The organism is Bradyrhizobium sp. 18BD, from assembly GCF_054185225.1.
Window position 1 is genome coordinate 68,858 of record NZ_JAVAYL010000009.1, and the last position, 23,728, is coordinate 92,585.

The window sequence follows — 23,728 nt, forward strand, 5'->3', positions numbered from 1 at the left end:
GCCAAGGATGGGACCGCGGGTCAGCACAAGCATATTGGCCGAACGCCTCACCGGCATGATCGGCCCGCGCGCCAGCGTTGCGCGCGGCGTGCTCGATCAACATGGGCAGAGCGAGTCGCATTATCGCAACTTGCCGCCCGATATCGTCGTGTTCCCCGAGACCACGCAGGAGGTCGCAGAGATCGTCAAGCTGTGCGCGAGCGCGGGCATGCCGATCGTTCCGTTCGGCGCCGGGACCTCGCTTGAAGGTAACGCGGCGGCGGTCGCAGGCGGTGTCTGTTTCGACTTCGGGCGCATGAACAAGGTGCTCAGCGTTCACGATAGCGACATGGATGTCGTGGTGCAGCCCGGCATCACCCGCAAGCAACTCAATGCGGAGCTGCGCAATACCGGACTTTTCTTTCCGATCGACCCCGGCGCCGACGCCTCGATCGGCGGCATGACCTCGACGCGCGCCTCCGGCACCATGGCAGTGCGCTACGGCACCATGAAGGACAATGTCATGGCGCTCGAGGTGGTGCTGGCCGACGGCCGCATCATCCGCACCGCGAAGCGCGCACGGAAGTCGGCCGCCGGCTATGATCTGACGCGCATGTTCGTCGGCGCGGAAGGCACGCTCGGCGTCATCACCGAGATCACGCTGAAGGTACACCCCGTGCCGCAGGCGATCTCGGCCGCGGTCTGCAGCTTCGACACCCTGCACAATGCCGTGGACACCGCGATCTCTGTGATTCAGTCGGCGATCCCAGTGGCGCGCATCGAGCTGCTCGACGACGTCATGATGCGCGGCATCAACGCCTACGCCAAGCTCGGCTATCGCGAGGCGCCCACCCTGTTCTTCGAATTCCATGGTTCCGAGAGCTCCGTCGCCGAGCAGGCCGAGGCCGCGCAGGCGATCGCCGCCGACCATGGCGGCCACGGCTTTGCCTGGGCGAAAGCGCCGGAAGACCGCAGCCGGCTCTGGCACGCCCGCGACAACACGCTCTATGCGGGCCTGGGCCTTCGGCCCGGTGCACGTGCCGTGATCACCGATGTTTGCGTGCCGATCTCGCGCCTCGCGGAGTGCCTGACCGAGACGCGGCGCGATGCGGACGAACACGGCTTTACAGCGCCGATCGTCGGCCATGTCGGCGACGGCAATTTCCATATGCTGATCCTGATCGACCCGGCAAAGCCCGAGGAGACTGAGGGCGCCAAGGCGCTGCAGGCCCGCATGGTCGCCCGCGCCATCGCCATGGACGGCACCTGCACCGGCGAGCACGGCATCGGGCTCGGCAAGATCGACTATCTCGCTGACGAACTCGGCGAAGCAGTTGACGTGATGCTATCGATCAAGACCGCGCTCGATCCGAATGGACTGATGAACCCCGGAAAGATTTTTGCCAGCGGAGCCAGGGCATGAGCGACGCGCTCCCGATCGAAGTCACCTCGCCCACGCCGCTGCTGGAGCTGCGCGGTATCAGCAAGGAATTCCCCGGCGTCAAGGCGCTGGATGACGTGTCCTTTGCGGTCTACCCCGGCGAAGTCCACATGCTGTTGGGAGAGAACGGCGCCGGCAAATCGAGCCTGATGAAGGTGCTGTGCGGCGCTTACCGCGCCGATGCCGGCGAGTTCTATTACAAGGGCGACAAGGTCGCGATCGGCTCGACTGCGGATGCGCAGAAGCTCGGCATTGCCGTGATCTTCCAGGAATTCTCGCTGGTCCCCTATCTCGACATCGCCCAGAACATCTTGCTCGGCCGCGAGCCGAAGGGCCGCATCCCCGGCACCATCGACCGCCGCCGAATCCTGGCTGACGCCAAGCGCGTGCTCGACACCATTGGCTTCGACATCGACCCCTCCACCACCGTCGACAAGCTCGGCGTCGCGCAGCAACAGATGGTCGAGATCGCCAAAGCGATCAGCCAGAATGCGCGCATCCTCGTCATGGACGAGCCGACCGCGGCGCTGTCCGATCGCGAGACCGAGCTGCTGTTCGCGCTGATCGCGCGGCTGAAGGCCGACGGCGTCTCGATCGTCTACATCTCCCACCGCATGGCCGAGGTGTTCGCGCTCGGCGACCGCATCACGGTGCTGCGCGATGGGCGCCGCATCGACGGCGTCAAGCCCGCCGATGTCACGCCGGACCAACTCGTTCGCATGATGGTCGGCCGCAACGTCGACATGACCTATCCGCGCAACTTTGCCGACAAGCCCGGCGAGCTGCTGCTCGAGGTCAAGGGCCTGTCGGCGTCGACCGGCATCGCTGACATCAACATCGAGGTGCGCCGGGGGGAGATCGTCGGCCTCTGCGGCCTGGTCGGCTCCGGCCGCAGCGAAGTCGCACGCGCGATCTTCGGCGCCGATCCCGTCAGTTCCGGCGAGATCATCTTCGATGGCAAGAGCATTTCCGGCGAGCCGGATCTCGCCGCCCGCCGCGGCATCGCGCTGATCCCGGAAAGCCGCAAGAGCGAAGGCCTCGCGCTGCTCCGGTCAGTGGGCGACAATCTGGTGGTGTCGGCGCTGAAAAAGCTGTTCCCGAGCGGGCTGTTCGACCAGCGCAGTGCGCAGCGCACTTCCGACGGCCTGATCCGGCAGCTCCGGATCGCGACCCCAAGCGCGCGTCAGACCGTCGGCCTGCTCTCGGGCGGCAACCAGCAGAAGGTCGTGATCGGCAAATGGCTGGCGGCCGGCTCAAAGCTCTTCATCTTCGACGAGCCGACGCGGGGCATCGACATCGGCGCCAAGTCTGAGATCTTTGCGCTGATCGACTGCCTGGTGGCCGAAGGCGCCGCGGCGCTGATGATCTCATCCGAGCAGGTCGAGATCTGCCATGTCTGCGACCGCGCCTATGTGATGCGCGAGGGGCGCATCGCCGGGCATTTGGCGCGCAACGAACTGACTGAGGAGAACATCGTGCGACTGGGGATGCATCATGCGTGAGGCCGCGGTCGTTTCTCAACCCAATCCGCTGCAGCGCATTCCCGGCGTTGCCATCGTGCTGGTGCTGCTGATCGCGTTGTTCAGCGCGATCGCGCCCGGCTTCCTCTCGGTCGCCAACCTCTCCAACGTGCTGGTGCAGTCGACAATCCTGACCATGCTCGCGCTGCCAATGACCTTGATCATCATGACGGAGGGACTGGACCTGTCGATGGGTGCGGTGCTGACGCTGACCTCGCTCTGCGTCGCGATCGTGTCGCTCGCGACCCATTCGATGCTGCTAGGCCTTGGGGCCGGTCTGCTCGTCGGCGCAGCCTTCGGCGTCGTCAACGGCTGGCTGGTTGCGATCCTCGGTATCCCGCCGTTCGTCGCGACGCTGGGAACGCTCGGCATGGCGCAAGGTCTGTCGCTGATCGTCAGCGACGGTCAGAGTGTGGTCGGTATCCCCCACAGCGTGCGCGACATCTATTCATCGACGCTGCTCGGCATTCCTGTGCCGATCGTGATGGCACTCGTGACCTACGCCGCCTTCCACGGCCTGCTCTATCACACCCGCTTCGGCACCTACATCTTTGCGCTCGGCGGCAATCGCGAGGCGCTGCGCTATGCAGGTCTCTCGCCGAACAAGCTGCTGATCGCGGTCTACGCGATCGGCGGCGCGATGGCCGGCATCGCGGGCCTCTTGATGACCGCGCGGATGAATTCTGGCCATCCCACCGCCGGCCTCGGCCTCGAGTTCGACGCGATTGCTGCCGTCGCCGTCGGCGGCACCTCGTTCGAGCGCGGCAATGGCTGGCTGCTCGGCACCGTGCTCGGCGTCTTCGCGGTCGGCGTGCTGCGCAACGGGCTGAACCTGATCTCGCTGCCATCCTCTGTGCAGGTCGCAAGCGTCGGCGTCCTCGTCATCGTCGCCCTGTTCCTCGACGGCCTCAGGAGCCGCGCATGACCGACATCTCCAAAGAGGCGATGATGCCGTCCCGCTCGTTCCTGTCGCAAGACGCGATCCAGGTGTTCTATCGCCTGCTCGCGGCGCTGCTGATCTGCGCGGTGCTCGCCGTGCTCAGCGATTCCTTCCTGAGCCTCGGCAACATCCTCAACGTGCTCCGGCAAGCGAGCCTCACCTTCTTCATCGCCTCGGGCCTGACGCTGGTGGTGCTGACCGCAGGCCTCGATCTCTCCGTCGGCGCCAACGTGGCGCTGTCGGCCTGCATCGCCGGCACCGTGATCCACAAGACCGGCTCGCCGGCGCTCGGTATCCTCACCGGGCTTGCCTGCGGCGGCATCGTCGGCCTTCTCAACGGCATCATGGTCACGGCGCTGCGCATCCCCTCCTTCATTGCCACCTATGGCATGCTCTGGGTGCTGAACGGCCTCACCTATTGGTACATGGCGGGCGAAACGCTTCACGGCTTCCCCACAGGCTTCCGCCAGATCGGCAGCGGCTATCTGTTCGGTCTGCCGATCCCGGTCTATCTGCTGCTGGTGTTCCTCGGCATCGGGACGCTGTTTGCGCAGCGGACGATCTGGGGCCAGGAGATCTACGCGATCGGCGCGAATCCGGTCGCGGCACGGCTCTCCGGCATTCCGGTCGCGCGGCGCCTGCTGCTGGTCTACGCGGTCTCAGGCACCATGGCGGGGCTCGCCTCGATCATCTTCCTGTCGCGACTCAATTCGGCTGAAGCCGACATCGGCGAAAGCCTGACGCTGCCGGCAATCGCGGCCGTGCTGATCGGCGGCACCTCGCTGTTCGGCGGCGTCGGTACCGTGTTCGGCACCTTCATCGGCGCGCTGATCCTGACGCTGGTGCTGAACGGCATGAATCTGCTCTCGGTCAGCGCCAACTGGCAGCCGCTGGTGACAGGCATCATCGTCATTCTCGCGGTCTGGCTGGACATGAAGACCCGCCGCCGCGCGCAATGAGCTCTTAGAAATCCAACAAGCAAAATGAGGGATGGAGGCAACATGAAACAGAAACTGGGCTATCTCGCGCTACCGCTGCTGATGGCGGGTGCGTTCACCACGCAGGCGCGCGCCGACGGCGAGACCATCGCCGTCTTCACCAAGAACCAGACCAACCCGTTCTTCCAGACGGTGCGGGTCGGCGCCGACAACATGGCGAAGGCGCTGAACGCGAAGACGCTGCAATACATCCCGACCAAGCCGGATTCGATCCCCGAACAGCTCAGCCAGATCGAGGACGTGGTGGTGAAGAAGCCGAGCGCGATCGTGTTCACGCCGGTGGACTACAAGGCGATGGTGCCGGGCGTCGAGAAGATCAACGAGGCCAAGATCCCGGTCGTCAACATCACCGACCGCTCGGCGGGCGGCAAGTTCCTCTCCTTCGTCGGCGCCGACGATTACAGCCTCGGGCTCGAGACTGCCCGCTTCCTGCTCAAGACCTTGGGCGGCAAGGGCAACATCGTCATCATCGAGGGCGTCAAGGGCTCGCTGACCAATGTCGACCGCGTCCGCGGCTTCAACGACGCGCTGAAAGAGACCCCCGGCGCCAAGCTGCTGGCCTCGCAGCCCGGCAACTATCAACGGCTGCAGGCGCTCCAGGTGATGGAGAACCTGATGCAGTCGAACGCGCAGATCGACGGCGTGCTCGCCGCCAATGACGCCATGGCGGTCGGTGCGATCGAGGCACTCGACGGCGCCAATCGTAAGGCCCAGGTGATCGGCATCAACGGCACCAAGGAAGCGATCGACGCCATCAAGTCCGGCAAGCTGCTCGCGAGCGGCGACTACAACGGCTTTGCGCAGGGCTGCCTCGGCACCATGATGGCGGTTCGCTCCTTGCGCAATCAGCCTGTTATCAACGAGATCGTGCTGAAGCCCACCGTCATCACCAAGGACAATTACCAGCCGTTCGACGTGCCGCTGGAGCAGCGCTCCTGCCCGACCTTCGAGGAAGCCGGCAAGCTCGGCGCCAAGTAGGCTAACTCATCACGACGAACACGGACGGCCGCGGTCGCGGCCGTCTTGACAAAAATGGAGACACAATGCTTTTCGCCATCCACGCCGTCGACCGCGCCGGCGCGCTTCCCACCCGGCTCGCCAACTATGACGCGCACAAGACTTTCCTTGGCGACACCTCGCCGTTCGGCGTCAAGATCGTGATGTCGGGACCGCTGGTCTCCGACGACGGCGCGACCATGATCGGAAGCTTGTTCCTGATCGAAGCCCCCAGTCGTGCGGAAGCCGAAGCCTTCAACCGCGCCGATCCCTTCGCCGCCGCCGGCATCTGGGAGAAGGTCACGATCACGGGCTTCCTGCGCCGCCAGGGCTGAGGCTCAAAAAGGCTGAAGCCAAACCAAAAAAGGCTGAGGCCAAACCAAAAACGCGAAAACAACCCCATGCACAGTAGAATGGGGGTTGTTTCGACTAGCGAATTTCGCACCGGCGAGCGACGTTGACTCGTCGGGCAAAACAGGAGCAGAATGCAATCATCCCCCGATGATGTGACGAACGCGGCGACTGGGTCAGTCAGTCGTACTGCGCGGTGTGCGAGCTGCCTCGCGTCGCCTTACTTTCCGCAACTGCCGCTCCGATTGCGGAGACACCATCGGGTGATTTCGTCAGCTCCAACGTCTCGGTCAGTTCACCGCGTGCCATGATCACCTCCCGGCGATGCACTGAACGAAGTTGCCAGCCCTGATAGTCGGCGTCGAGCTTGAGGCGCAGTGTGGCCTTGCTGTTCTCGTCGAAGAAGATCCCGATGCTCTGATCACCGCCGATAACGGTTCCGACCAACACCAGGTGCAGCTCCGCTTGCTGGACGGGTGGCGGCAGTGGCGGTGGCGCGTTTGCCGCAGATGCCGAGACTGCGGGTGGCGGCGGCCGCCGCGAGGCCGAAAAGATCGGGCGTTCGCCAGTCTCCGACAGTGTTGCGAGTGGGACCGTCCAGAGTGGATTGCCTTTCATCGCCTCCCGCGGGACAGAAGACGGCAATCGCACGCCAGGATTCACAGCCGGAACTGATGCTGCGGGGACATCCACAAGGGGGCGGTCGAGCCCCGTCCCGGCGAAGCTTGGCACATCGACATCCGCGAAATCCGCGGGTAGCGCGAAGCTCGGGACGGAAACGGCGAGCAACGGCGCCAGCATGGGCACGAGCCACGCCGAGAGACGCCGTATCGCCCGATGTCCTCTCATGGTCCTCGTCATCGGCGACAGCAACGCGCAAGATTCTCAGTCAGGAAAAGCCGGACCTGCGTTCGACAAGCGGGACTCGCCGTGCGTAGAACCGGGGGAGCAAGGCTTATCGGCCGCCCATGTGACACCCGTGCGAAGCGGCGGCCATCGCGTCCACGTTTCCACCGCCTATTGCGCTTCCGGCACTCCGCGGCCTCTCGATTGCCGCCAGACGCCAGTATGATGTTGTTGCTCGATCGTCATACTCACCCTATACGGTGGGTCCTGCTGAGGTTGATTGTCGGACGGAGACGTGGTCGTGCGTGGGGCGTTGTTGAGGGTGTTTTCGGCCGCCGCATCGTCCACCCTGTTTGCTCTTCCCACGGCGGCCCACGAGCGCGCGGTCGCGCCCGGCGAGCTTCCACCGATCAGCGTTGCGGCGCCGGACCATCCACATCCCCATCGGCACGCCCGCAAAAAGCCACCGAAAAACGCCGGTGCGCGCAATCAGACTGCGGCTCGCACGGACAGTCCGACCGAGGGCGGCGGTGCGGGCGGCGCCGCGCCCGACGGCGCGGCCGGCTTGCAACCCACCGCCGCCAGCGCAACGCGCATCAGCGGCAAGGAGGTGAACGCAGTACCGTTCTCGCGGCCCGGCGAGGCGCTGGAGGTGGTGCCAGGCCTGATCGTGACGCAGCACTCCGGCGAGGGCAAAGCCAATCAATATTTCCTGCGCGGCTTCAATCTCGATCACGGCACTGATCTTGCGATCAGCGTCGACGGGATGCCCGTCAACATGCCGACCCATGGGCACGGGCAAGGCTACGCCGACATCAATTTCCTGATCCCCGAGCTGATCCAGTCGGTCGACGTCCGCAAGGGACCGTACTTCGCCGACCAGGGCGACTTTGCCTCGGCCGGCGCCGTGGCGATCGACTACGTCAACAAGCTGCCGAACAATTTTGCGGAGATGACCTTCGGCAGTTTCGGCTATCGCCGCGCATTGGCGGCAGGATCGACCAAGGTTGGCGAGGGCACGCTGCTGGCTGCGATCGAAGCCAACAAGTATGACGGCCCGTGGGACGTGCCCGACGATGTCCGCAAGCTGAACGGCGTCCTGCGCTATAGCCAAGGCACCGCGACCGACGGTCTGACCCTGACGGCGATGGCTTATTCCAACGGCTGGAATTCGACCGACCAGGTCCCGCAGCGCGTGATCGACCAGGGCCTGATCAACCGGCTCGGCACGCTCGATCCAACCGATGGCGGCACCTCCAGCCGCTTCAGCCTGTCGAGCAACTGGGCACAGTCGAGCGACTATGGGCAGACCAATGTCAGCGCCTATGTGGTGCGATCCGACCTGCGGCTGTTCAACAATTTCACCTACTTTCTCGACAACCCCGTCAACGGCGACCAGTTCAGCCAGCTCGACGCGCGTACGCTCGGCGGCGTTGACGCGCGGCATACATTCGACTGGCGCTTTGCCGCCTTCGAAATGCAAACCCGCGTCGGCATAAAGAGCCGCTATGACGACATCCATGTCGGCCTGTTCAAGACCGAGCAGCGATCATGGCTCTCGACCGTTCGCGATGACCGCGTGCAGGAGGGCAATGTCGGCCTGTGGACCGACACCACCACGCGCTGGAACGACTGGCTGCGCACCACGGTCGGCATCCGCGAGGATTTCTTCGCCGGACACGTCTTCAGCGATACGCCGGAGAATTCGGGCAACGCGCAGGCGTCGATGGCGAGCCCGAAGGCCGGCATCGTGCTCGGCCCCTGGTACAAGACCGAGTTCTACGGCAATGCCGGCTACGGCCTGCACAGCAACGATATCCGCGGCGCGACGATCACCGTCGATCCCAACGACAAGGCGACCCCGCTCGAGCGCGTGCCGCTGCTCGTGCGCTCCCGCGGTGCCGAACTCGGCATCCGCACCAAGGTGATCGAGGGCCTCACCAGCTCGCTGGCGGTGTTCGTGCTCGATTTCGACTCGGAGCTGTTGTTCGTCGGCGACGCCGGCACCACCGAGCCGAGCCGGCCCAGCCGCCGCGTCGGCGTGGAGTGGACGAACCAGTACAAGCCGTTGCCGTGGATGACGGTCGATCTCGACGTCGCCCAGACCCATGCGCGTTTCACCGATTTCGACCCCGCCGGATCCCGCATCCCCGGCGCACCGGCATGGGTCGCCAGCAGCGCGATCACGCTGGGCGGCGACACCGGCTGGTTCGGCGCTCTCAAGGCGCGCTATTTCGGTCCGCGCCCTCTCATCGAGGACGACAGCGTCCGCTCGAAGTCGTCGCTGATCTTCAATGCGCGCGCCGGGTACAAATTCGACAATGGCCTGCGGGTTCAACTCGACGTGCTCAACCTCTTCAACGCCCAGACCAACCAGATCGAATATTACTATCTGTCGCGCCTGCCGGGCGAGCCGATCGACGGCGTTGCCGATCGTCACGTCCATCCGGCCGAGCCCCTCGCGGTGCGGCTGACGGTGGCGGCACGGTTCTGACCGTAGCGACTGCCGGCGCTGACCGGCCGTCACAAATCCTGAAAAAATCTGACATAGAGCAAATGCACTGATCGGCCGAGACCGCCGGCTCGACCGGTGCAGGTGCGACCCACACAGCCGGTTCGCGTTCGAAGCAGGAGTGAGGGAATGCAATCTGAGCCGGACAGCATGGCGATCGCTTCGGCCGACCGGTTCGACGGCGCGGTCCGGGACGAGGTCGCATCGGCGCGGACGCGTCAGGCGGCACGCCGCGCCTGGGCTCTCGTGCCGATCGTGACCGCGTCGGGCTTCGCCGGCCTCGGCTACGAGATCGTCTGGACGCGCCAGTTGAGCCTGGCACTCGGCACCGAGATGATGGCGGTGCTCGGCGTCATTGCCGGGTTCTTCGGCGGCCTTGCGCTGGGCGCATTCGCGCTCGATCGGCCGATCCGCCGTGCGACATCGCCATGGCGCGTCTATGCGATGCTCGAAGCCGTCATCGCCGTGTGGGGCCTGATCAGCGTCTGGCTGCTGCCCGCGGCCGGCCGCGCACTGTCTCCCCTGCTCGGCACCGAACCGTCCGCTGCGCTACTCTGGGCCGGGAGCCTCGCGCTGCCGACCCTTGTGTTGCTGCCGGCAACGATAGCGATGGGCGGGACCCTGGCCGCGCTGGAACGGATGATGCGAGACGCACGTGGCGAGGCCCGCGTCACGGCCGGCGTCTATGGGGCGAATACGGCCGGAGCTTTGGCCGGCACCCTCGCCTCGACATTTCTGCTGATTCCGGCGCTCGGATTTTCGGGAACGCTGATCTGCCTCGCCGGCATCAACGCGCTCTGTGCGCTGGGCGCGCTCGCGCTCGGATCGGCGGCGGGCAAGGCTGATGCCGAGAAAAGGCGGCCGCAGCGAATTCGCGATTTGCGGCTCACCATCACCTTGTTCGCCACGGGACTCCTGGGAATTGCCTTCGAGGTCCTCGTGGTCCGGCTCGCCGCGCAGGTCATGGAGGACACCGTCTACACCTTCGCCGGCCTGTTGGCAGCCTATCTGCTCGGCACTGCGGCGGGGGGCCTGCTCTGGCAGCGAACGGGGCGAGGTGCAGACGATGGAAATCTCCGCGGCCTGCTCGCCCTGACGGCGTTTGCCTGCGTCGTAACCGCGGTGCTTGCGCCGTATGCCGGCCTCCTGGTCGAGGCCATATCGCCTGCGGACATATTCGGTGAGCTGGCCGTCGCGATCGCGCTGTTCCTGGTGCCTGCAACCGCCATGGGCGCGCTGTTCGGTCTGCTGGCGCAACGGGTGAGCGATCAGCGCGGCTCGGTCGGATCGGCGGTCGGCATCAACGCCCTTGGCGCCTGCATCGCGCCACTGCTGGCGGCGCAGTTCCTGATTCCGACCCTTGGCGCTTGGACGGCGCTGCTTGCCGTTGCGGTAGGTTATCTGCTGCTGCTACCGCCGGGCCGATCAGCGCTGCTGTGGTCCGCAGCACCGGCGATCTCCGTGCTCGTCCTGTGGCTCAATCCCGCGCCATCGCTGACGCGCGTGCCGGCAGGCGGTGCGCTGCTGGCGGTCCGTGAAGGGCCGATGGCGACGGCGAGCGTCGTCGATGACGCCGCGGGCACGCGCTATCTCGAGATCAACGGGCACTTCCGCATGGGCGGAACGAGCTCGACGCGATCCGATTACCGGCAGGCGATGCTGCCGCTTCTGCTTCACCGGGATCCCCACAGCGCCTTGTTCCTCGGCATCGGCACCGGCGCCACCATTGTCGGCGGGGCGCAGATGCCGGGCGTCAGCGCGCGGGGTGTCGAACTCTCCCGCGAAGTGGTGGAGCTGCTGCCCTGGTTCCTCAATCCGGCACCCACGTCAATGCCGCGAGTGACCGTGGCGGATGCCCGCCGCTACGTCGCGGCGGATACGGGCCAGCATGACGTGATCATCGCTGACCTCTTTCATCCCGCCCTCGACGGCAGCGGCGCGCTCTATACGGTGGAGCATTTCGAAGCGGTGAAACGCCGCTTGGCGCCCAGGGGGATTTTTTGCCAATGGCTGCCGCTGTACCAGCTCGACCTGCCCTCCCTGCGCGCGATCGTCCGCGGCTTTCTGAACGTCTATCCCGACGGCTCGGCCTGGCTCAATCACTACAGCGTCCGCACACCAATGCTCGCACTCATCGGGACGCGGGATGGCGGCCGTCTCGACACCGAGACGCTCGCCGCGCGGCTTCGTGATTCTGCGACCGCAGCGGTCGTTCGTCCGCTCGGGTTCGAGGCACCGATCGATCTCCTCGGCCAATATCTGGCGGGACCGCGCGCCCTTTCCGCGTTCGCCGGCGATGGCCCGCGCAACACGGACGACTATCCGTTCGTGACCTTCGATGCGCGGCGCAACGTCCGTGCGCTCACGGCAGCCCCCTGGTCGCTGCTGCTCGCCGTCACGAGAGACATTCGCCCCGATCCGAACGAGCTCCTCGCGCACGCAGCCGATCGCGAGGCGCTGGGCGGGCGCCTCGCTGCCTATTGGGCCGCGCGCAACCGCTTTCTCGAGGCCGGCGCGTCCCTGCCGGGCGATCCGCGCGGCGCCGCGCTGATCGAGCTGGCATCGCCCGGCCTCATCGACGCACTTCGCCTGAGCCCCGAGTTCGATCCGGCCTATGCGCCGCTGATGGGGATGGCGCGATCCCTGCTCGGCTCGGACCGCGCGGCAGCCGCACGCCTGCTGCGTAAGATCAACGAGGCGGCGCCGTCGCGCCGCGAAGCACGAGACCTGCTGCTGCGGGAATTCGGCTTGAGAAACGAGTGATCAGCGGCCTCAGGGCGCGAAATTGATGCGATAGCCCCAGCAATCGAGATGATCGGGAATGGCGTTGAAGGCGATCGTAATTCGCTGCCCGCCCTGATTCCTCGGCACCTCGTGATAGAGGTAGCTGGGAAACAGCACGAGATCGCCGGGCTCGGCCTCCGGCAGGGCGTACTTTCCGGCATTGTAGGGCCCAATGGCTGCGCTTCGCGTGTGATGCCGGAAGGAGAAGTCGAAACCACCTGGTGGCCGCACGAAGACGGTTTTGCAGGCCGGATGCGAGGGCGTCAGATAGAAGATCCCCGAGACGAAACTGTTGGCGTGCGAATGCAGCGTCTGGTTGCCGCCGGTCTCGAGCATGTTGGTCCACATCTCCTTGACCGTCCAGCGCAGCTTCTCACCGAACAGAAGGACGCCGAAATCGACCAGCTTCGGAATCGCGAGCTCGGCGATCTGGCGAAACAGCTCGTTATCGCGGGGGTCGGCGACCTCGGTGTGGAAGAGCTGGCCCGAGCGCAGATTGCCCTCCACCCGGGTGTCACGAATCGCCGCGACTGCGGCTTCGTTCAGCGCCGGCGGGAGCAGCCCCGGCGAGCGCAGCAGCGGAATCGGAAAAAGCGGCTCGATCTGGTCCATGTCGCAACGTCTACCTGTTCTTGAAACGCGCGCCGACAATGCGCGGGCAAAGATGACGCTGCGATGACAGCGCGCAGGATCTGCAAAATTCTACGGTCCTGCTACTCGTCAGCCCCGAGCACTTTCAGCTTCTCGCCCGGTTGCAGCTCATGGCGCCGTTCGCGCACCTCGTCGGAGGCACGCGCGGCCATGTCGACGCATTCGTCGAACTCGCCGTTCCCGGCTTCGGCCATCGCCTGGTGCAGGTGCCGTTCGGCGAAATAGCGCGAGAGATGATCGGCCGGCAAAGTGGCCGCCAATGCGCGCGCCTCAGCAACCGCAGCGTTACATTGTTCCCGGGTCGGCTCCTCCGAAACGGAGACGTCAGCAGCGGGGGCGGCCGCAGCGCAGCCGATGCCTGCGAGCAGGCTCAGTGCGCAGAAGGTGATACGAAACAGATGCATGTCAGTCGTGCCGGGCATGAGGCCGCTTCAAAAAGAGTACGACGGGACGCACCGATCGTTGCGCCCCGCCGGATGGCTTCACATCACATTAGTGGTGGTCATGATGATGATCGTCGTGGTCGTGGTCATGATCGTTGTCGGCCCGCTGACCGAGCTTACGCGCCAGCTCGGCATTGGTCTCGACCAGAAGCTTCGGCGAACCTTCGGGACGGATGAAGATCGGGTTGGCGTAGAACCAGACGTTCGAATAGGCCTGAACGTCGTGGGTCACCTTCTTGGCGCCATTCACGGTCTCCAGATGCGTCGGGCACGCCGGATCGGTGCAGCTGACCTGCGCGTTGTTCGCGTCGAGCAGCGGATTGCCGGCGGTATCGGAGACGTTCGGAGTGCCGTTCGGAATGTTGGTTCCGCGCGCACGGATGTAGAACGGCTTGGTGCCCGCGACAAACGTCGTCGTGAACCGCAGCCGCACGCCATCACGGTCGCCCCGATGCTCGCGCTGCATCTGCTCCGCGGAGATCTGCCGGGCGATGGTCGCCGACGGATTGTAGACGATCGCCGCACCGGCCGTGCCCGCGGCATTCGCCACCGCGTAATTGGCCGCGTCAGGCGCAACGACGCCGGTGATCTGGCCGGTGATCAGATCGACGTGGTCGAGCGTCGGCTTGTTCAGCGGCTGCTTGATTCCCACCGGCAACAGCAGCGGGTTGTCGAAGCTGTAGGGGCTGTTGTTCTCCTTCGGGACAGTCAGCTCCATCTCGACCGTGATCTTTTCGCCGGGCCGCACGACCAGGGTCTCGCCCATGGTCTTCCAGTCGTCGCCACGCGTCTTGGCACGGAACACCATGTCCGGACCGATCAGGTCGGCGTTGACCGAGTAGGAGTTGCCCGAACGCATCCCGTCGATGACGTGCTGCGAAGAGAAGCGTCCCGCATTCGGCACATACAGCTTGGTGTATTCGCCGGGGATGAAATCGGCCGTGGTGAAGGAGTCGCGCGCACCGGCCGCACCGCGGCTGTGCCAGTCCGAGCTCACATACATGAAGAAGTTGCGGCCTTCGCCGAGCAGTCCGTCCCAGAGGCCGCCGACCTTCGCGGTGTAGATGCCGCTCATGCCGTAGGTGCCGCCGCCGACCGCGTTGGTGGTGTACGAGCCGGAACCGCCGCTCGCTCCGCCCTCAGCGAAGTGACCGGGCGATTCGATGCCGAACGCAACCGTCGGGCCCGCGTTGTTGAAGTCGCGGAAGTGCTCGATGTTGTAACCCTTGTTGGCGGTCGCGCTGAACGGCCCCTGACGTTCGGTGTGAGTCGGGATGATGTAGGACTGCAGCGGATAGTTCGCCTGCAACCATTTGACGCCGGTAAGCGCCTTCTGATGGCCCGCCGTGCCGGTGTTGTTGACGTTGTCCTTGCCCGGCCAGAGCTGATTGCCGCCGGCGTCGATGACGGGACCGATCGCGTCGGTGTCGGCGCGGTCGAAGCGGTATTCGAATTCCGCCATCTTGTCCGCGTTGCCGGGCCCCTTCTTCTTGTGCATCGGATGCTGGCCGGTGATGACGGCCACGTCGACGTGTTCATGGCCAGGCGCGATCCACTCGAGACCCTCGATCAGCACCTTGTCGTACTTCGCCGAGCGATCGACGATGGTCGGATACTCGATCTCGCGGATCGACTGCCAGCGCCACATCTGCGCACCGGTGCCGGATCCGTTCGGGGTGCCCTTCAGGCTGCTGATCGTGATTCCGTCGATGGTCTGGCCGAGCGTCTGGCTCCAGGTCGTCGTGGTCTGTCCCGGGAGATTGGCGCTGGTGTCGCTGAAGCGGCAATCGCGATTGCCGGAACCGCCGTGGTTGCCGAGCGTGAACCAGTCCAGATCGAAATTGTTGCCGCCCGCGGACGCGGTGCCGCGCCCGACAGCGCGGTCGATGGTGTAGCCGGCGGCAACCGAACCGTCCGTGCAAGTGTTGTGATTGTGCATGTCACCGGCGACATACGGATTGCCGCGGCGCTCGTTGTGCCCAAAGCCCTCGGCTGCAGCGCTCTGCGTCAGCGCCAGGGATGCCGAAGCCGCGGTCAATAGGATTGTCTTGCCAGATGGAAACATGTCGCCCCTCATTTGAAGTCAGATATCGCGAATGCACCGAAGGTGCCGGGATTGAAGACCGGGTGGCCTGACCGCGTGAGCGGCTCCCTACGGTCGCGATAGAGACCAGAGTTCCGATACAGCTTCGTGAAAGATTTGTGTTCGACCAACGCAGGCCCGCACTGTCGGTGCGGCATCTTGTCTCTTGCATTTGCCTGTTGCATTTTCCCGCGCGTCGTGAGCGTAAGACGACAGATGAGATGCTCCGCCGCGCAACGCGCAGCGGCGCTGTGCTGTGGGAATTTGTGACAACCATATGTCAATGCAAGCGACACCAGTTGAAGTGCAGTCCTTTCCGAGATCGCACACCGAAGGTTCGGACGGCGCAACGAAGCCTTCGCGTTCCCTTGTCTCCGTGCTCTCGCGGCTCGCGCGCGAACCGTTGCTGCACTTCACCTTGCTCGGCGCAATCATCTTCGGCGCCGACGCCCTGTTGCATCCGCCCGCCAAGGACGAGAAGGTCATCACGGTGACCAAGGCGATGCGCCAGTCCTTCATCGACAATTTCGACGAGGACAAGGAACGCGCGCCGTCCAACGACCAGCTCCAGAAAATGATCGACAGCTGGGTCGCGAGCGAGATCCTGTACCGTGAAGGCAAGACGCTCGCCGTGGACCGCGGTGACGAGACGATCCGAGATCGGATTGCCTACAAGATGCAATTGCTGATCTTCGACCAGATCCGCGTCCCCCGTCCGACCGACGAGCAGCTGCAGGCATGGTTCGCGGAAAATCACACCCGCTTCGACGAGCCCGAACGCGTGTCGTTCTACATCACGCCGCCGACGGACCAGGCCACGGCACAGCATCAGCTCACGGACATCGTCGAGCAGCGAGAATCCGAGGAGCTGCAGAACCTGACGCGCGCCATCCTTGCCCGGCCGGTCGCGAGTCTCGCTCCATCCTTCGGCGAGGATTTCCGCGATGGCCTGCTGAAGATGCCGGAGGGGGAATGGAAGCTGCTGCAATCCAGGGACGGCTGGCACGTCGCCCGGCTGGATTCGCGGCGTCCTGGAAATCTCGCCAGTCTCGACAAGGTGCGCGATGAAGCCGCCCGCATCTGGCATACGGAAGAAACCCGCAAGCTGGCCTGGGAAGCGGTCAAGCGGCTGAAGGCGTCCTACCAAGTGCGGTACGAGTAGTGAAAACGTTCCGATATCTGCGATTGATGCTGCTGGCGCTGACCTTGGCGCTGGCCGCACTCATACGGCCCTCGGCGCTCAGTGCGCATGAAGCGGCGATGGGCGTGCTGGAATTCCGCGAGGTCCGGCCCGGCGCATTCGTCGGCCGCTGGAGCATCGAGCCCTCGATCGGCGCATCGCGCGTCGATCTGCGGATGCCGCCCCATTGTTTTCTCCGCCTGCCCGAGATGAACTGCGGCCAGAAGGGGTTGGTCGGTCCGATCACGATCACCAATCTCGGCTCCAACATGTCGGTCGTCCTGATCAAGGTGATCCCGGTCGAGGGCGAGCCGCGCAGTTACACGATCTCGACGGCTAATCCCGTTGTCTCCGTCCTTGGCACCGGCGCCCCGACGCTCGAGGCGTGGATCGAGCTGGCCAGGACCTATGTGAACTACGGAATCGATCACATCCTGCTCGGCGCCGATCACCTGCTGTTCGTGCTTGGCCTGATCTGGATCGTCGGCGGCGGCTGGCGTCTGGTGAAGACGATCACGGCCTTCACGATCGGACACAGTGCCTCGCTTGCCGCGGCAGCGTTCGGCGTGATCGGCGTGCCGGAACGCCCGCTCAACGCCTGCATCGCATTGAGCATCGCGTTCGTCGGCGTGGAGATCGTCAAGCAGCAGCGCGGCGAGATCGGACTCACCGCCCGCTATCCCTGGATCGTCGCGTTCACCTTCGGCCTGGTTCATGGCATCGGCTTTGCAGGCGCCTTGGCGGGACTCGGACTCGAACGCCGCCTGCTGCCCGCAGCATTGCTGTTCTTCAACATCGGCGTGGAGATCGGCCAGCTCGTCTTCGTGCTGCTCGTGCTCGCCTTGATCTGGGCGCACCGGCGGCTTCATGCCGTCGTGCCGCGCTGGGGCGAGGCTATCCCGGCCTACCTCATCGGGTCGGTGTCGATGTTCTGGTTCTTCGGCCGTCTGGCGCGCGTGTTCGTCGCGATCTGAGCGAGAGTCACATACAATGTCCTTACGCGTTCCCCGAGCCCTCACGATAGCGATCGTTTCGTTCGCACTGACGCAGCCGGCTCTCGCCCACGAGCAGGCGGGTGTCGCCGGCGGCCTCGTCAGCGGCCTGCTGCATCCGGTCACCGGCATCGACCATCTGATCGCCATGGTGGCGGTCGGTATCTGGGGCGCGCAGCTCGGCGCGCCCGCCATCTGGATCCTCCCGATCACCTTCCCGCTCGTCATGGCGGTCGGCGGCGTGCTGGGGGTGCTGCATGTTCCGCTGCCGATGCCGGAGGTGATGATTGCCGCATCGGCCGTGATTCTCGGGGTCGCGGTTGCCGCGAGGCTGCGCCTGCCCTTTGCCGCAGCCGCAGTCGTCGTCGCGATCTTCGCGATCTTTCACGGACATGCGCACGGCGCCGAACTTCCGCGCGCAGCCAATGCGCTGGCCTATGGCATCGGCTTCGTCACCGCGACCGGCCTCCTGCATCTGCTCGGCATCATGATCGGCACCTTGACGCGCTGGCCCGCTGGCGAGCGCCTCATTCAGGGACTGGGGGCCGGCATCGCGGGAATTGGCTGCTATTTCCTCGCCCAGGGCGTCGGAGCCCTCGCATGAAGCTGAAATTCACACGGGCCTTGTTGGGCGCAGCGATGCTGCTGGCCGGGGCGAATGCCGCCGAGGCGCATATCGTGGCGGCGCGTCTCGGCGATTTCTATGCGGGTGCGGCGCATCCCCTCACCGATCTTCAGGATATCGTTCTCTGGATCGCGACCGGCGTGCTGGCCGGGACGCTCGGAGCCGCCAAGGGGCGCTGGCTCATCCTGGTTTTTCCCGTTGGGCTGCTGATCGGCTTGCCTTTTGGAAATGTTTTCGGCGCGGCTTCCACGCAACTTGCGGACGCGGCCATGATGCTCGCAATCGGCATGCTGCTCGCAGCAGCGGCGCAAGTTCCGGCGTTGCTGCTGTGCGCGATCGCCTTCGCCGTCGCCGTGATACGGGGCGCAGCGAACGGCGCCGACCTCGCGCCCGAAACCGACCGGCTGTTGTTTGCGGCGGGATTGGTTTGTGCCGGCTACGCGGTCATCACGCTGACGATGGCGCTGACCGCCATGTTCAGGCGAACGAATTCGGACAGCGCAACATCCTGGCGGTCCATCGCCGTTCGTGCGCTCGGCGGCTGGATCGCAGCCATCGGCCTGATGATGGGGAGCCTCGCTCTCGCTTCATGAGCCGAAACGCTGAGGAAGGGGCATCTAAACTCAGCGCGGCTTCAGGAGCTCGCGCGCCACGATCAGCTTCTGCACCTCGGTCGCGCCCTCGTAGATACGCAATGCCCGGATTTCGCGATAAAGGCTTTCGACAATTTCGCCCTTGCGCACGCCGCGGCCGCCGAACATCTGGACGGCGCGGTCGATGACGCGCTGCGCGGTTTCGGTCGCGGTCAGCTTTGCCATTGCCGCCTCGCGCGTCGTCGGAAGCTTCTGGACGTCGCGGCGCCAGGCCGCGCGGTAGGTCAGGAGCGCGGCAGCATCGGTGTCGGTCGCCATGTCGCCGAGCGCGGCCTGGGTCAGCTGCAGGTCGCCCAAGGTCGCACCGAACATGTTCCGGCTGCGTGCATGCGACAGCGCCTCGTCGAGCGCACGCCGGGCGAAGCCGAGCGCTGCGGCCGCGACCGACGCGCGAAAAATATCCAGCGTCTGCATCGCAAGCTTGAATCCGCCGCCCGGCGCACCGAGGCGACGGCTCGCCGGAATCCGGCAATTGGTGAAGCGCAGGGTCGCCAGCGGGTGCGGCGCGATCACGTCGATGCGATCGGCGATGCCAAAGCCGGGATCGTCGGGAAACACGACGAAAGCCGAGATGCCGCGCGCGCCCGGCGCCTCACCCGTTCGCGCGAACAGCGTGTAGACGTCGGCAATGCCGCCGTTCGAGATCCACGTCTTCTCGCCGTCGATGATGTAGTCGTCACCCTCGGCCCGCGCCGTGCAGGACATCGCGGCGACGTCCGACCCTGCTTCCTTCTCGGACAGCGCGAAGGCCGCGAGCCATTCGCCGGAGCGCACTTTTGGCAGAACAGCCTTTCGCAGTTCCGCCGAACCACCGAGCGCGATCGCGCCGGAACCGAGCCCCTGCATGGCAAAGGCGAAATCGGCGAGACCGTCGGCATAGGCCAGCGATTCCCGCGACAGGCAGATCGAACGGGAATCGATCGACGTCGCATCGCCATCGGGCGCGGCAACCGCGCAATCGAGCAGTCCCGCCTGCCCCATCGCGCGCACGAGCTTGCGGCAGGCATCGTCGACATCGTTGTGATCGATCTTGTCGAGGGCTTCCGACTGCACGAAGCGGTCGAGCGCCTCGCCGATTGCATGATGACGGGCCTCGAAAAACGGCCAGTCCAGCCATTCGCGCCGGATCACCTTCGCTGCCGAGCTCATCCGATCATTCCTCCGCTCACTGCGCGGCCGCAGCAGCAGCGCGCGCGAGATTGGTTTCGTATTGTCCCTTGGCGGACATGTATTGCTTCGGCCAGCTGACCGCGGTGATGCCGATGCGCGCGGCCTCGTGCAGCGTCCAGGCGGGGTCGGCGAGATGCGGCCGGGCGATGGCGCAGAGGTCGGCGCGGCCGGCCGCGAGGATCGAGTTGGCGTGATCGGCCTCGGAGATCGCTCCCACCGCAATCGTCTCGACGCCGACTTCGTTACGAATCAGGTCGGCGAACGGCGTCTGGAACAGCCGCCCGTAGATCGGCCGCTCCTCCTTCCAGACCTGCCCCGACGAACAATCGATCACGTCGGCCCCGGCCTTCTTGAACATCGCGGCGAAGATCGCTGCGTCGGCCGGGGTGTTGCCGCCTTCGGTCCAGTCATGGCACGACAGGCGCACCGACATCGGCCGTTCGGACGGCCACGCCGCGCGCATCGCGTTGAACACCTCAAGCGGAAAGCGCGCACGGTTTTCGTGGCTGCCGCCATAGTCATCGGTCCGCCGGTTGGTCAGCGGCGAGAGAAAGCTCGACAGCAAATAGCCATGGGCGCAATGGAGCTCGAGCCATTCAACGCCGGCCGCCGCCGCCCGGCGAGTTGCCGCGACGAAATCGTCGCGAACCCGGTTCATGTCGTCGCGGTCCATCGCGCGCGGCAACTGGCTGTGCGGCAGATAAGGCAAGGCCGATGCGGAGATCAGCGGCCAGTTGCCCGACTCCAGCGGTTGATCGATCCCCTCCCACGCGAGCCGCGTCGATCCCTTCCGCCCGGCATGGCCGAGCTGGATGCCGACCTTGGCGTGTCCGAGGCTGTGGACCAGGCCGACCAGCCGGCGCCACTGCGCCTCTTGCGCATCGTTCCAAAGCCCGAGGCAGCCCGGCGTGATCCGCGCATCCGGCGAGACGCAGGTCATCTCGGCAAAGATCAGCGCGGCGCCGCCCATGGCGCGTGCGCCGAGATGGGCAACGTGAAAGTCGTTGATGAGCCCATCCTGCGCCGAATACATCGCCATCGGCGAGACCATGATGCGGTTGGCGAGCGACAGGCCGCGCACACGGTGCGGTGTCAGCATCGGCGGCGGCACCCGTTCGCCGTCCTTGACGGCGATGCCCGAACGCGCCGCAAACCACCGCTCAAAGCCTTCCAGCCAGGTGCGATCGCGCAGGCGGAGATTTTCGTGGCTGATGCGCTGTGAGCGCGTCAGCATCGAATAGAAGAATTGCGGCGGCTCCAGCGTATCGGCATAGCGGCGGCCGACCACCTCGAACCATTCCATGGCATTGCGTGCGGCGTTCTGGATGCGCGCCACGTCGACGCGGCGCACCTCTTCATAGGCTTCCAGCACGGTCTCGATGCCGTCGCGGCCGTGACCATGGCGATCGAACTGGTTGGCAAGCTCGATGGCATCGTCGAGTGCGAGCTTGGTGCCCGATCCGATCGCGAAATGCGCGGTGTGCGCGGCGTCCCCCATCAGTACGACATGGGATCGACCGTTGAACACGCTCCACTTGCCGCAGATCAGGCGGCTGAAATTGAGCCAGGCCGAGCCGCGCAGATGGCGGGCATTGGTGAGCAGCTTGGCGCCATCGAGCGTCTCGGCGAAGATCTTCTCGCAGAACTCGATCGAGGCCTGCTGATCGAGCTCGCCCAGCCCGTGGGCGTTGTAGGCCTCTTCCGTGGTCTCGACGATGAAGGTCGAGGTCTCGGCGTCGAACTTGTAGATGTGCGCCTGGAACCAGCCGTGCTCGGTCTTCTGAAAATCAAACGTGAAGGCGTCGAACGCCTTCTTGGTCCCCAGCCAGATGTAGCGGTTCGGGCGGATCACCATGTCGGGCTTGAACTGCTCGGCATAGCGGGCGCGGATCCTGGAATTGACGCCGTCGCAGGCGACGATCAGGTCGGCCTCGGGAAACTCGAGATCGGACTCGACGTCGCGCTCGAAGACGAGCTCGACCCCCAGCGCCTCGCAGCGCCGCTGGAGGATGTTGAGCAGGTGCTTGCGGCCGATCCCGATGAAGCCGTGGCCGGTCGTGCGCTGGCGCGTCCCCTTGAAAACCAGCTCGATGTCGTCCCAGTGATTGAAGGCGTCCTCGATCTCGGCCGCGCTTTCAGGGTCGGCCAGGCGCATCGCCGACATCATGGCATCGGAGAACACCACCCCCCAGCCGAATGTATCGTAGGGCTTGTTGCGCTCGACGACGGAAACGACGTGCTCGGGATGCCGGCGCTTCATCAGCAGGCCCAGATAGAGACCGGCCGGGCCGCCGCCGATACAGACTATGCGCATGATCCCTCGCTTTCGCGCGCCGCGCCGTGTGCCAAGCTGTCACCGAAATTGTTTTAAGTATAAAATATTTTGTCGCGAGCCTTGTCAAGGTGGGTTCTGCGTGGCCCAGGCGGCCGCCCCGGCCGGCCACAGCCGGCGCGAGGCCGAAACGGGGGAACCGGCGGGCCCGCTCGGCTGCGTTCCTTGCCAAATCCGGATTCCCAAAACCCGGCGACCGACGTCAGCGGAGCGGGATCAATGCGCGCAGGATATCCGGCTTCCAGGTCTGACGCGCGCTGTCGAAGGCCGCGAAATCATGGTCGAACTGCCAATAGGCCCATGCCCAACCGAGCCTGTCGGCGCTCCTCGCCACGAACGACAGATATCGCTGCCGGCTCTCGGAGGGGGCGCGCTCGTACACGCCGAACTCACCGAGATAGATGGGGCGCCGCTCCTTCTCAGCCCAGAGATTCATCTTCCTGAAGTCAGCGGCAGCTTTCGCTTCGTCGTCCGGACTGCCCCAATCCAGCGGGCCGATCCGCGAAAATGTCTGGGACCACGGTGCGCCCTGATGCGTGAACCTTATCGGCGCGTAATAGTGAAACGTGACGACGAGGTTTCTGTCGTCGGCCGGCAAGGACAGCTCGTCGACAGGAATGTCATCCGTGTTGAGAACGGCCGCAATGACCGGCCGCTTCGGGTTGGTGCGGCGGATGATTTCAAGACATTCGTTGAAAAGTGAATTCCACTCGGCAGACTTCATCTGCCCACCGGGCTCGTTCAACACCTCGAAATGCAGCGTCGGATATTTCCCGGCATATCGCTCGGCGATCTGGCGCCAGAACGCCCTGAGCTTCTCGGCGCATCCGGAAACGTCGCTTTGGCAGACATGGGTGTCGTGCTCGTCGACGACCGGAATGAGCCTTCTCGCGATGACTTCCTCGATGACGGCATCGAGCCGCCTCAGGACGATCTCGTCGAGCACGTTCCCGGCGCCCATGAACTTGAAGCCGAAGAAATTGATCCGGACATGCGAGAACCCGGCCTTCTTGATGGCGGCCAGATTGTCGAGGCGGAATGGCACGTTCTGACCGCCCTCCCAGATCCCGTCATAGCCGAGAATGTTGATGCCACGCCCCAATCCCGACGCATCACGGGAAGCGCCCTGCTCGGCCGCTTGCGCATGGGCGCACAGCGACGTCAGGCAGAGCAGCGCGGTGGCGAAACTGAGACTTTTCGGCCAGCGAACGCCAATCGCGGTCATCTTGCTT

General features: G+C 65.0%; 19 protein-coding genes. 12 read left to right on the top strand and 7 right to left on the bottom strand.

Annotation, left to right across the window (positions count from 1 at the left end; translation table 11 throughout):
- Positions 1-7 precede the first annotated feature (7 nt).
- The 6 genes from RAD16_RS17860 to RAD16_RS17885 all read left to right on the top strand — a co-directional run bounded on the left by RAD16_RS17860 (position 8) and on the right by RAD16_RS17885 (position 6,209).
- Positions 8-1,402: an FAD-linked oxidase C-terminal domain-containing protein gene (locus RAD16_RS17860; RefSeq protein WP_458159207.1), complete on the top strand. Its 1,395-nt coding sequence runs from the start codon at positions 8-10 to the stop codon at positions 1,400-1,402.
- Positions 1,399-2,922, top strand: coding sequence for a sugar ABC transporter ATP-binding protein (locus tag RAD16_RS17865; protein WP_458159208.1), 1,524 nt, complete (start codon positions 1,399-1,401; stop codon positions 2,920-2,922). The genes RAD16_RS17860 and RAD16_RS17865 overlap by 4 nt, the downstream gene beginning before the upstream one ends.
- On the top strand, positions 2,915-3,865 hold the full coding sequence (locus RAD16_RS17870) for an ABC transporter permease (RefSeq protein ID WP_458159209.1): 951 nt from the start codon (positions 2,915-2,917) through the stop codon (positions 3,863-3,865). The genes RAD16_RS17865 and RAD16_RS17870 overlap by 8 nt, the downstream gene beginning before the upstream one ends.
- Positions 3,862-4,839, top strand: a complete 978-nt coding sequence (locus tag RAD16_RS17875; protein ID WP_458159210.1) for an ABC transporter permease — start codon at positions 3,862-3,864, stop codon at positions 4,837-4,839. Before RAD16_RS17870 ends, RAD16_RS17875 begins: the two co-directional genes overlap by 4 nt.
- Before the next feature lie 42 nt (positions 4,840-4,881).
- Entirely contained in the window at positions 4,882-5,856 is a 975-nt protein-coding gene (locus RAD16_RS17880) for a sugar ABC transporter substrate-binding protein (RefSeq protein ID WP_458159211.1), read from the top strand.
- A 65-nt stretch (positions 5,857-5,921) separates the two neighbouring features.
- Positions 5,922-6,209, top strand: coding sequence for a YciI family protein (locus tag RAD16_RS17885; protein ID WP_458159212.1), 288 nt, complete (start codon positions 5,922-5,924; stop codon positions 6,207-6,209).
- Positions 6,210-6,405: 196 nt separating this feature from the next.
- Here RAD16_RS17885 and RAD16_RS17890 read toward each other — a convergent pair whose 3' ends face one another.
- Positions 6,406-7,026 (bottom strand): hypothetical protein, encoded by a 621-nt coding sequence (locus RAD16_RS17890; RefSeq protein ID WP_458159213.1) that lies wholly within the window; start codon positions 7,024-7,026, stop codon positions 6,406-6,408.
- Positions 7,027-7,393: 367 nt separating this feature from the next.
- On the opposite strand from RAD16_RS17890, the gene RAD16_RS17895 reads away from it, so the two are divergent.
- Together RAD16_RS17895 and RAD16_RS17900 are read left to right on the top strand one after the other, a co-directional pair.
- Complete coding sequence (locus tag RAD16_RS17895) at positions 7,394-9,565, top strand: TonB-dependent receptor (RefSeq protein ID WP_458159400.1); 2,172 nt, start codon at positions 7,394-7,396, stop codon at positions 9,563-9,565.
- Between the two features lie 147 nt (positions 9,566-9,712).
- Positions 9,713-12,346, top strand: a complete 2,634-nt coding sequence (locus RAD16_RS17900; RefSeq protein ID WP_458159214.1) for a spermidine synthase — start codon at positions 9,713-9,715, stop codon at positions 12,344-12,346.
- A 9-nt stretch (positions 12,347-12,355) separates the two neighbouring features.
- Here RAD16_RS17900 and RAD16_RS17905 read toward each other — a convergent pair whose 3' ends face one another.
- The 3 genes from RAD16_RS17905 to RAD16_RS17915 form a co-directional block, all read right to left on the bottom strand.
- Positions 12,356-12,979, bottom strand: a complete 624-nt coding sequence (locus RAD16_RS17905; protein ID WP_458159215.1) for a 2OG-Fe(II) oxygenase family protein — start codon at positions 12,977-12,979, stop codon at positions 12,356-12,358.
- Between the two features lie 101 nt (positions 12,980-13,080).
- Positions 13,081-13,440: a hypothetical protein gene (locus RAD16_RS17910; RefSeq protein WP_458159216.1), complete on the bottom strand. Its 360-nt coding sequence runs from the start codon at positions 13,438-13,440 to the stop codon at positions 13,081-13,083.
- Between the two features lie 70 nt (positions 13,441-13,510).
- Complete coding sequence (locus RAD16_RS17915; protein ID WP_458159217.1) at positions 13,511-15,526, bottom strand: hypothetical protein; 2,016 nt, start codon at positions 15,524-15,526, stop codon at positions 13,511-13,513.
- Between the two features lie 421 nt (positions 15,527-15,947).
- On the opposite strand from RAD16_RS17915, the gene RAD16_RS17920 reads away from it, so the two are divergent.
- The 4 genes from RAD16_RS17920 to RAD16_RS17935 are packed head-to-tail and all read left to right on the top strand — an operon-like array spanning position 15,948 to position 18,934.
- Positions 15,948-16,706 carry a peptidylprolyl isomerase gene (locus RAD16_RS17920; RefSeq protein ID WP_458159218.1) on the top strand — a complete coding sequence of 253 codons (759 nt, stop codon included), beginning with the start codon at positions 15,948-15,950 and terminating at the stop codon, positions 16,704-16,706.
- A 26-nt stretch (positions 16,707-16,732) separates the two neighbouring features.
- On the top strand, positions 16,733-17,698 hold the full coding sequence (locus RAD16_RS17925) for a HupE/UreJ family protein (protein ID WP_458159401.1): 966 nt from the start codon (positions 16,733-16,735) through the stop codon (positions 17,696-17,698).
- Between the two features lie 16 nt (positions 17,699-17,714).
- Positions 17,715-18,320, top strand: coding sequence for a HupE/UreJ family protein (locus tag RAD16_RS17930; protein ID WP_326898793.1), 606 nt, complete (start codon positions 17,715-17,717; stop codon positions 18,318-18,320).
- A gap of 35 nt (positions 18,321-18,355) precedes the next feature.
- Positions 18,356-18,934 (top strand): HupE/UreJ family protein, encoded by a 579-nt coding sequence (locus RAD16_RS17935; protein WP_458159402.1) that lies wholly within the window; start codon positions 18,356-18,358, stop codon positions 18,932-18,934.
- Between the two features lie 30 nt (positions 18,935-18,964).
- Here RAD16_RS17935 and RAD16_RS17940 read toward each other — a convergent pair whose 3' ends face one another.
- The 3 genes from RAD16_RS17940 to RAD16_RS17950 all read right to left on the bottom strand — a co-directional run bounded on the left by RAD16_RS17940 (position 18,965) and on the right by RAD16_RS17950 (position 23,721).
- Complete coding sequence (locus RAD16_RS17940) at positions 18,965-20,143, bottom strand: acyl-CoA dehydrogenase family protein (RefSeq protein WP_458159219.1); 1,179 nt, start codon at positions 20,141-20,143, stop codon at positions 18,965-18,967.
- Between the two features lie 16 nt (positions 20,144-20,159).
- Positions 20,160-22,478, bottom strand: coding sequence for a bifunctional salicylyl-CoA 5-hydroxylase/oxidoreductase (locus RAD16_RS17945; RefSeq protein ID WP_458159220.1), 2,319 nt, complete (start codon positions 22,476-22,478; stop codon positions 20,160-20,162).
- Between the two features lie 220 nt (positions 22,479-22,698).
- On the bottom strand, positions 22,699-23,721 hold the full coding sequence (locus tag RAD16_RS17950) for a glycoside hydrolase family 5 protein (protein WP_458159221.1): 1,023 nt from the start codon (positions 23,719-23,721) through the stop codon (positions 22,699-22,701).
- Between the last annotated feature and the right edge of the window lie 7 nt (positions 23,722-23,728).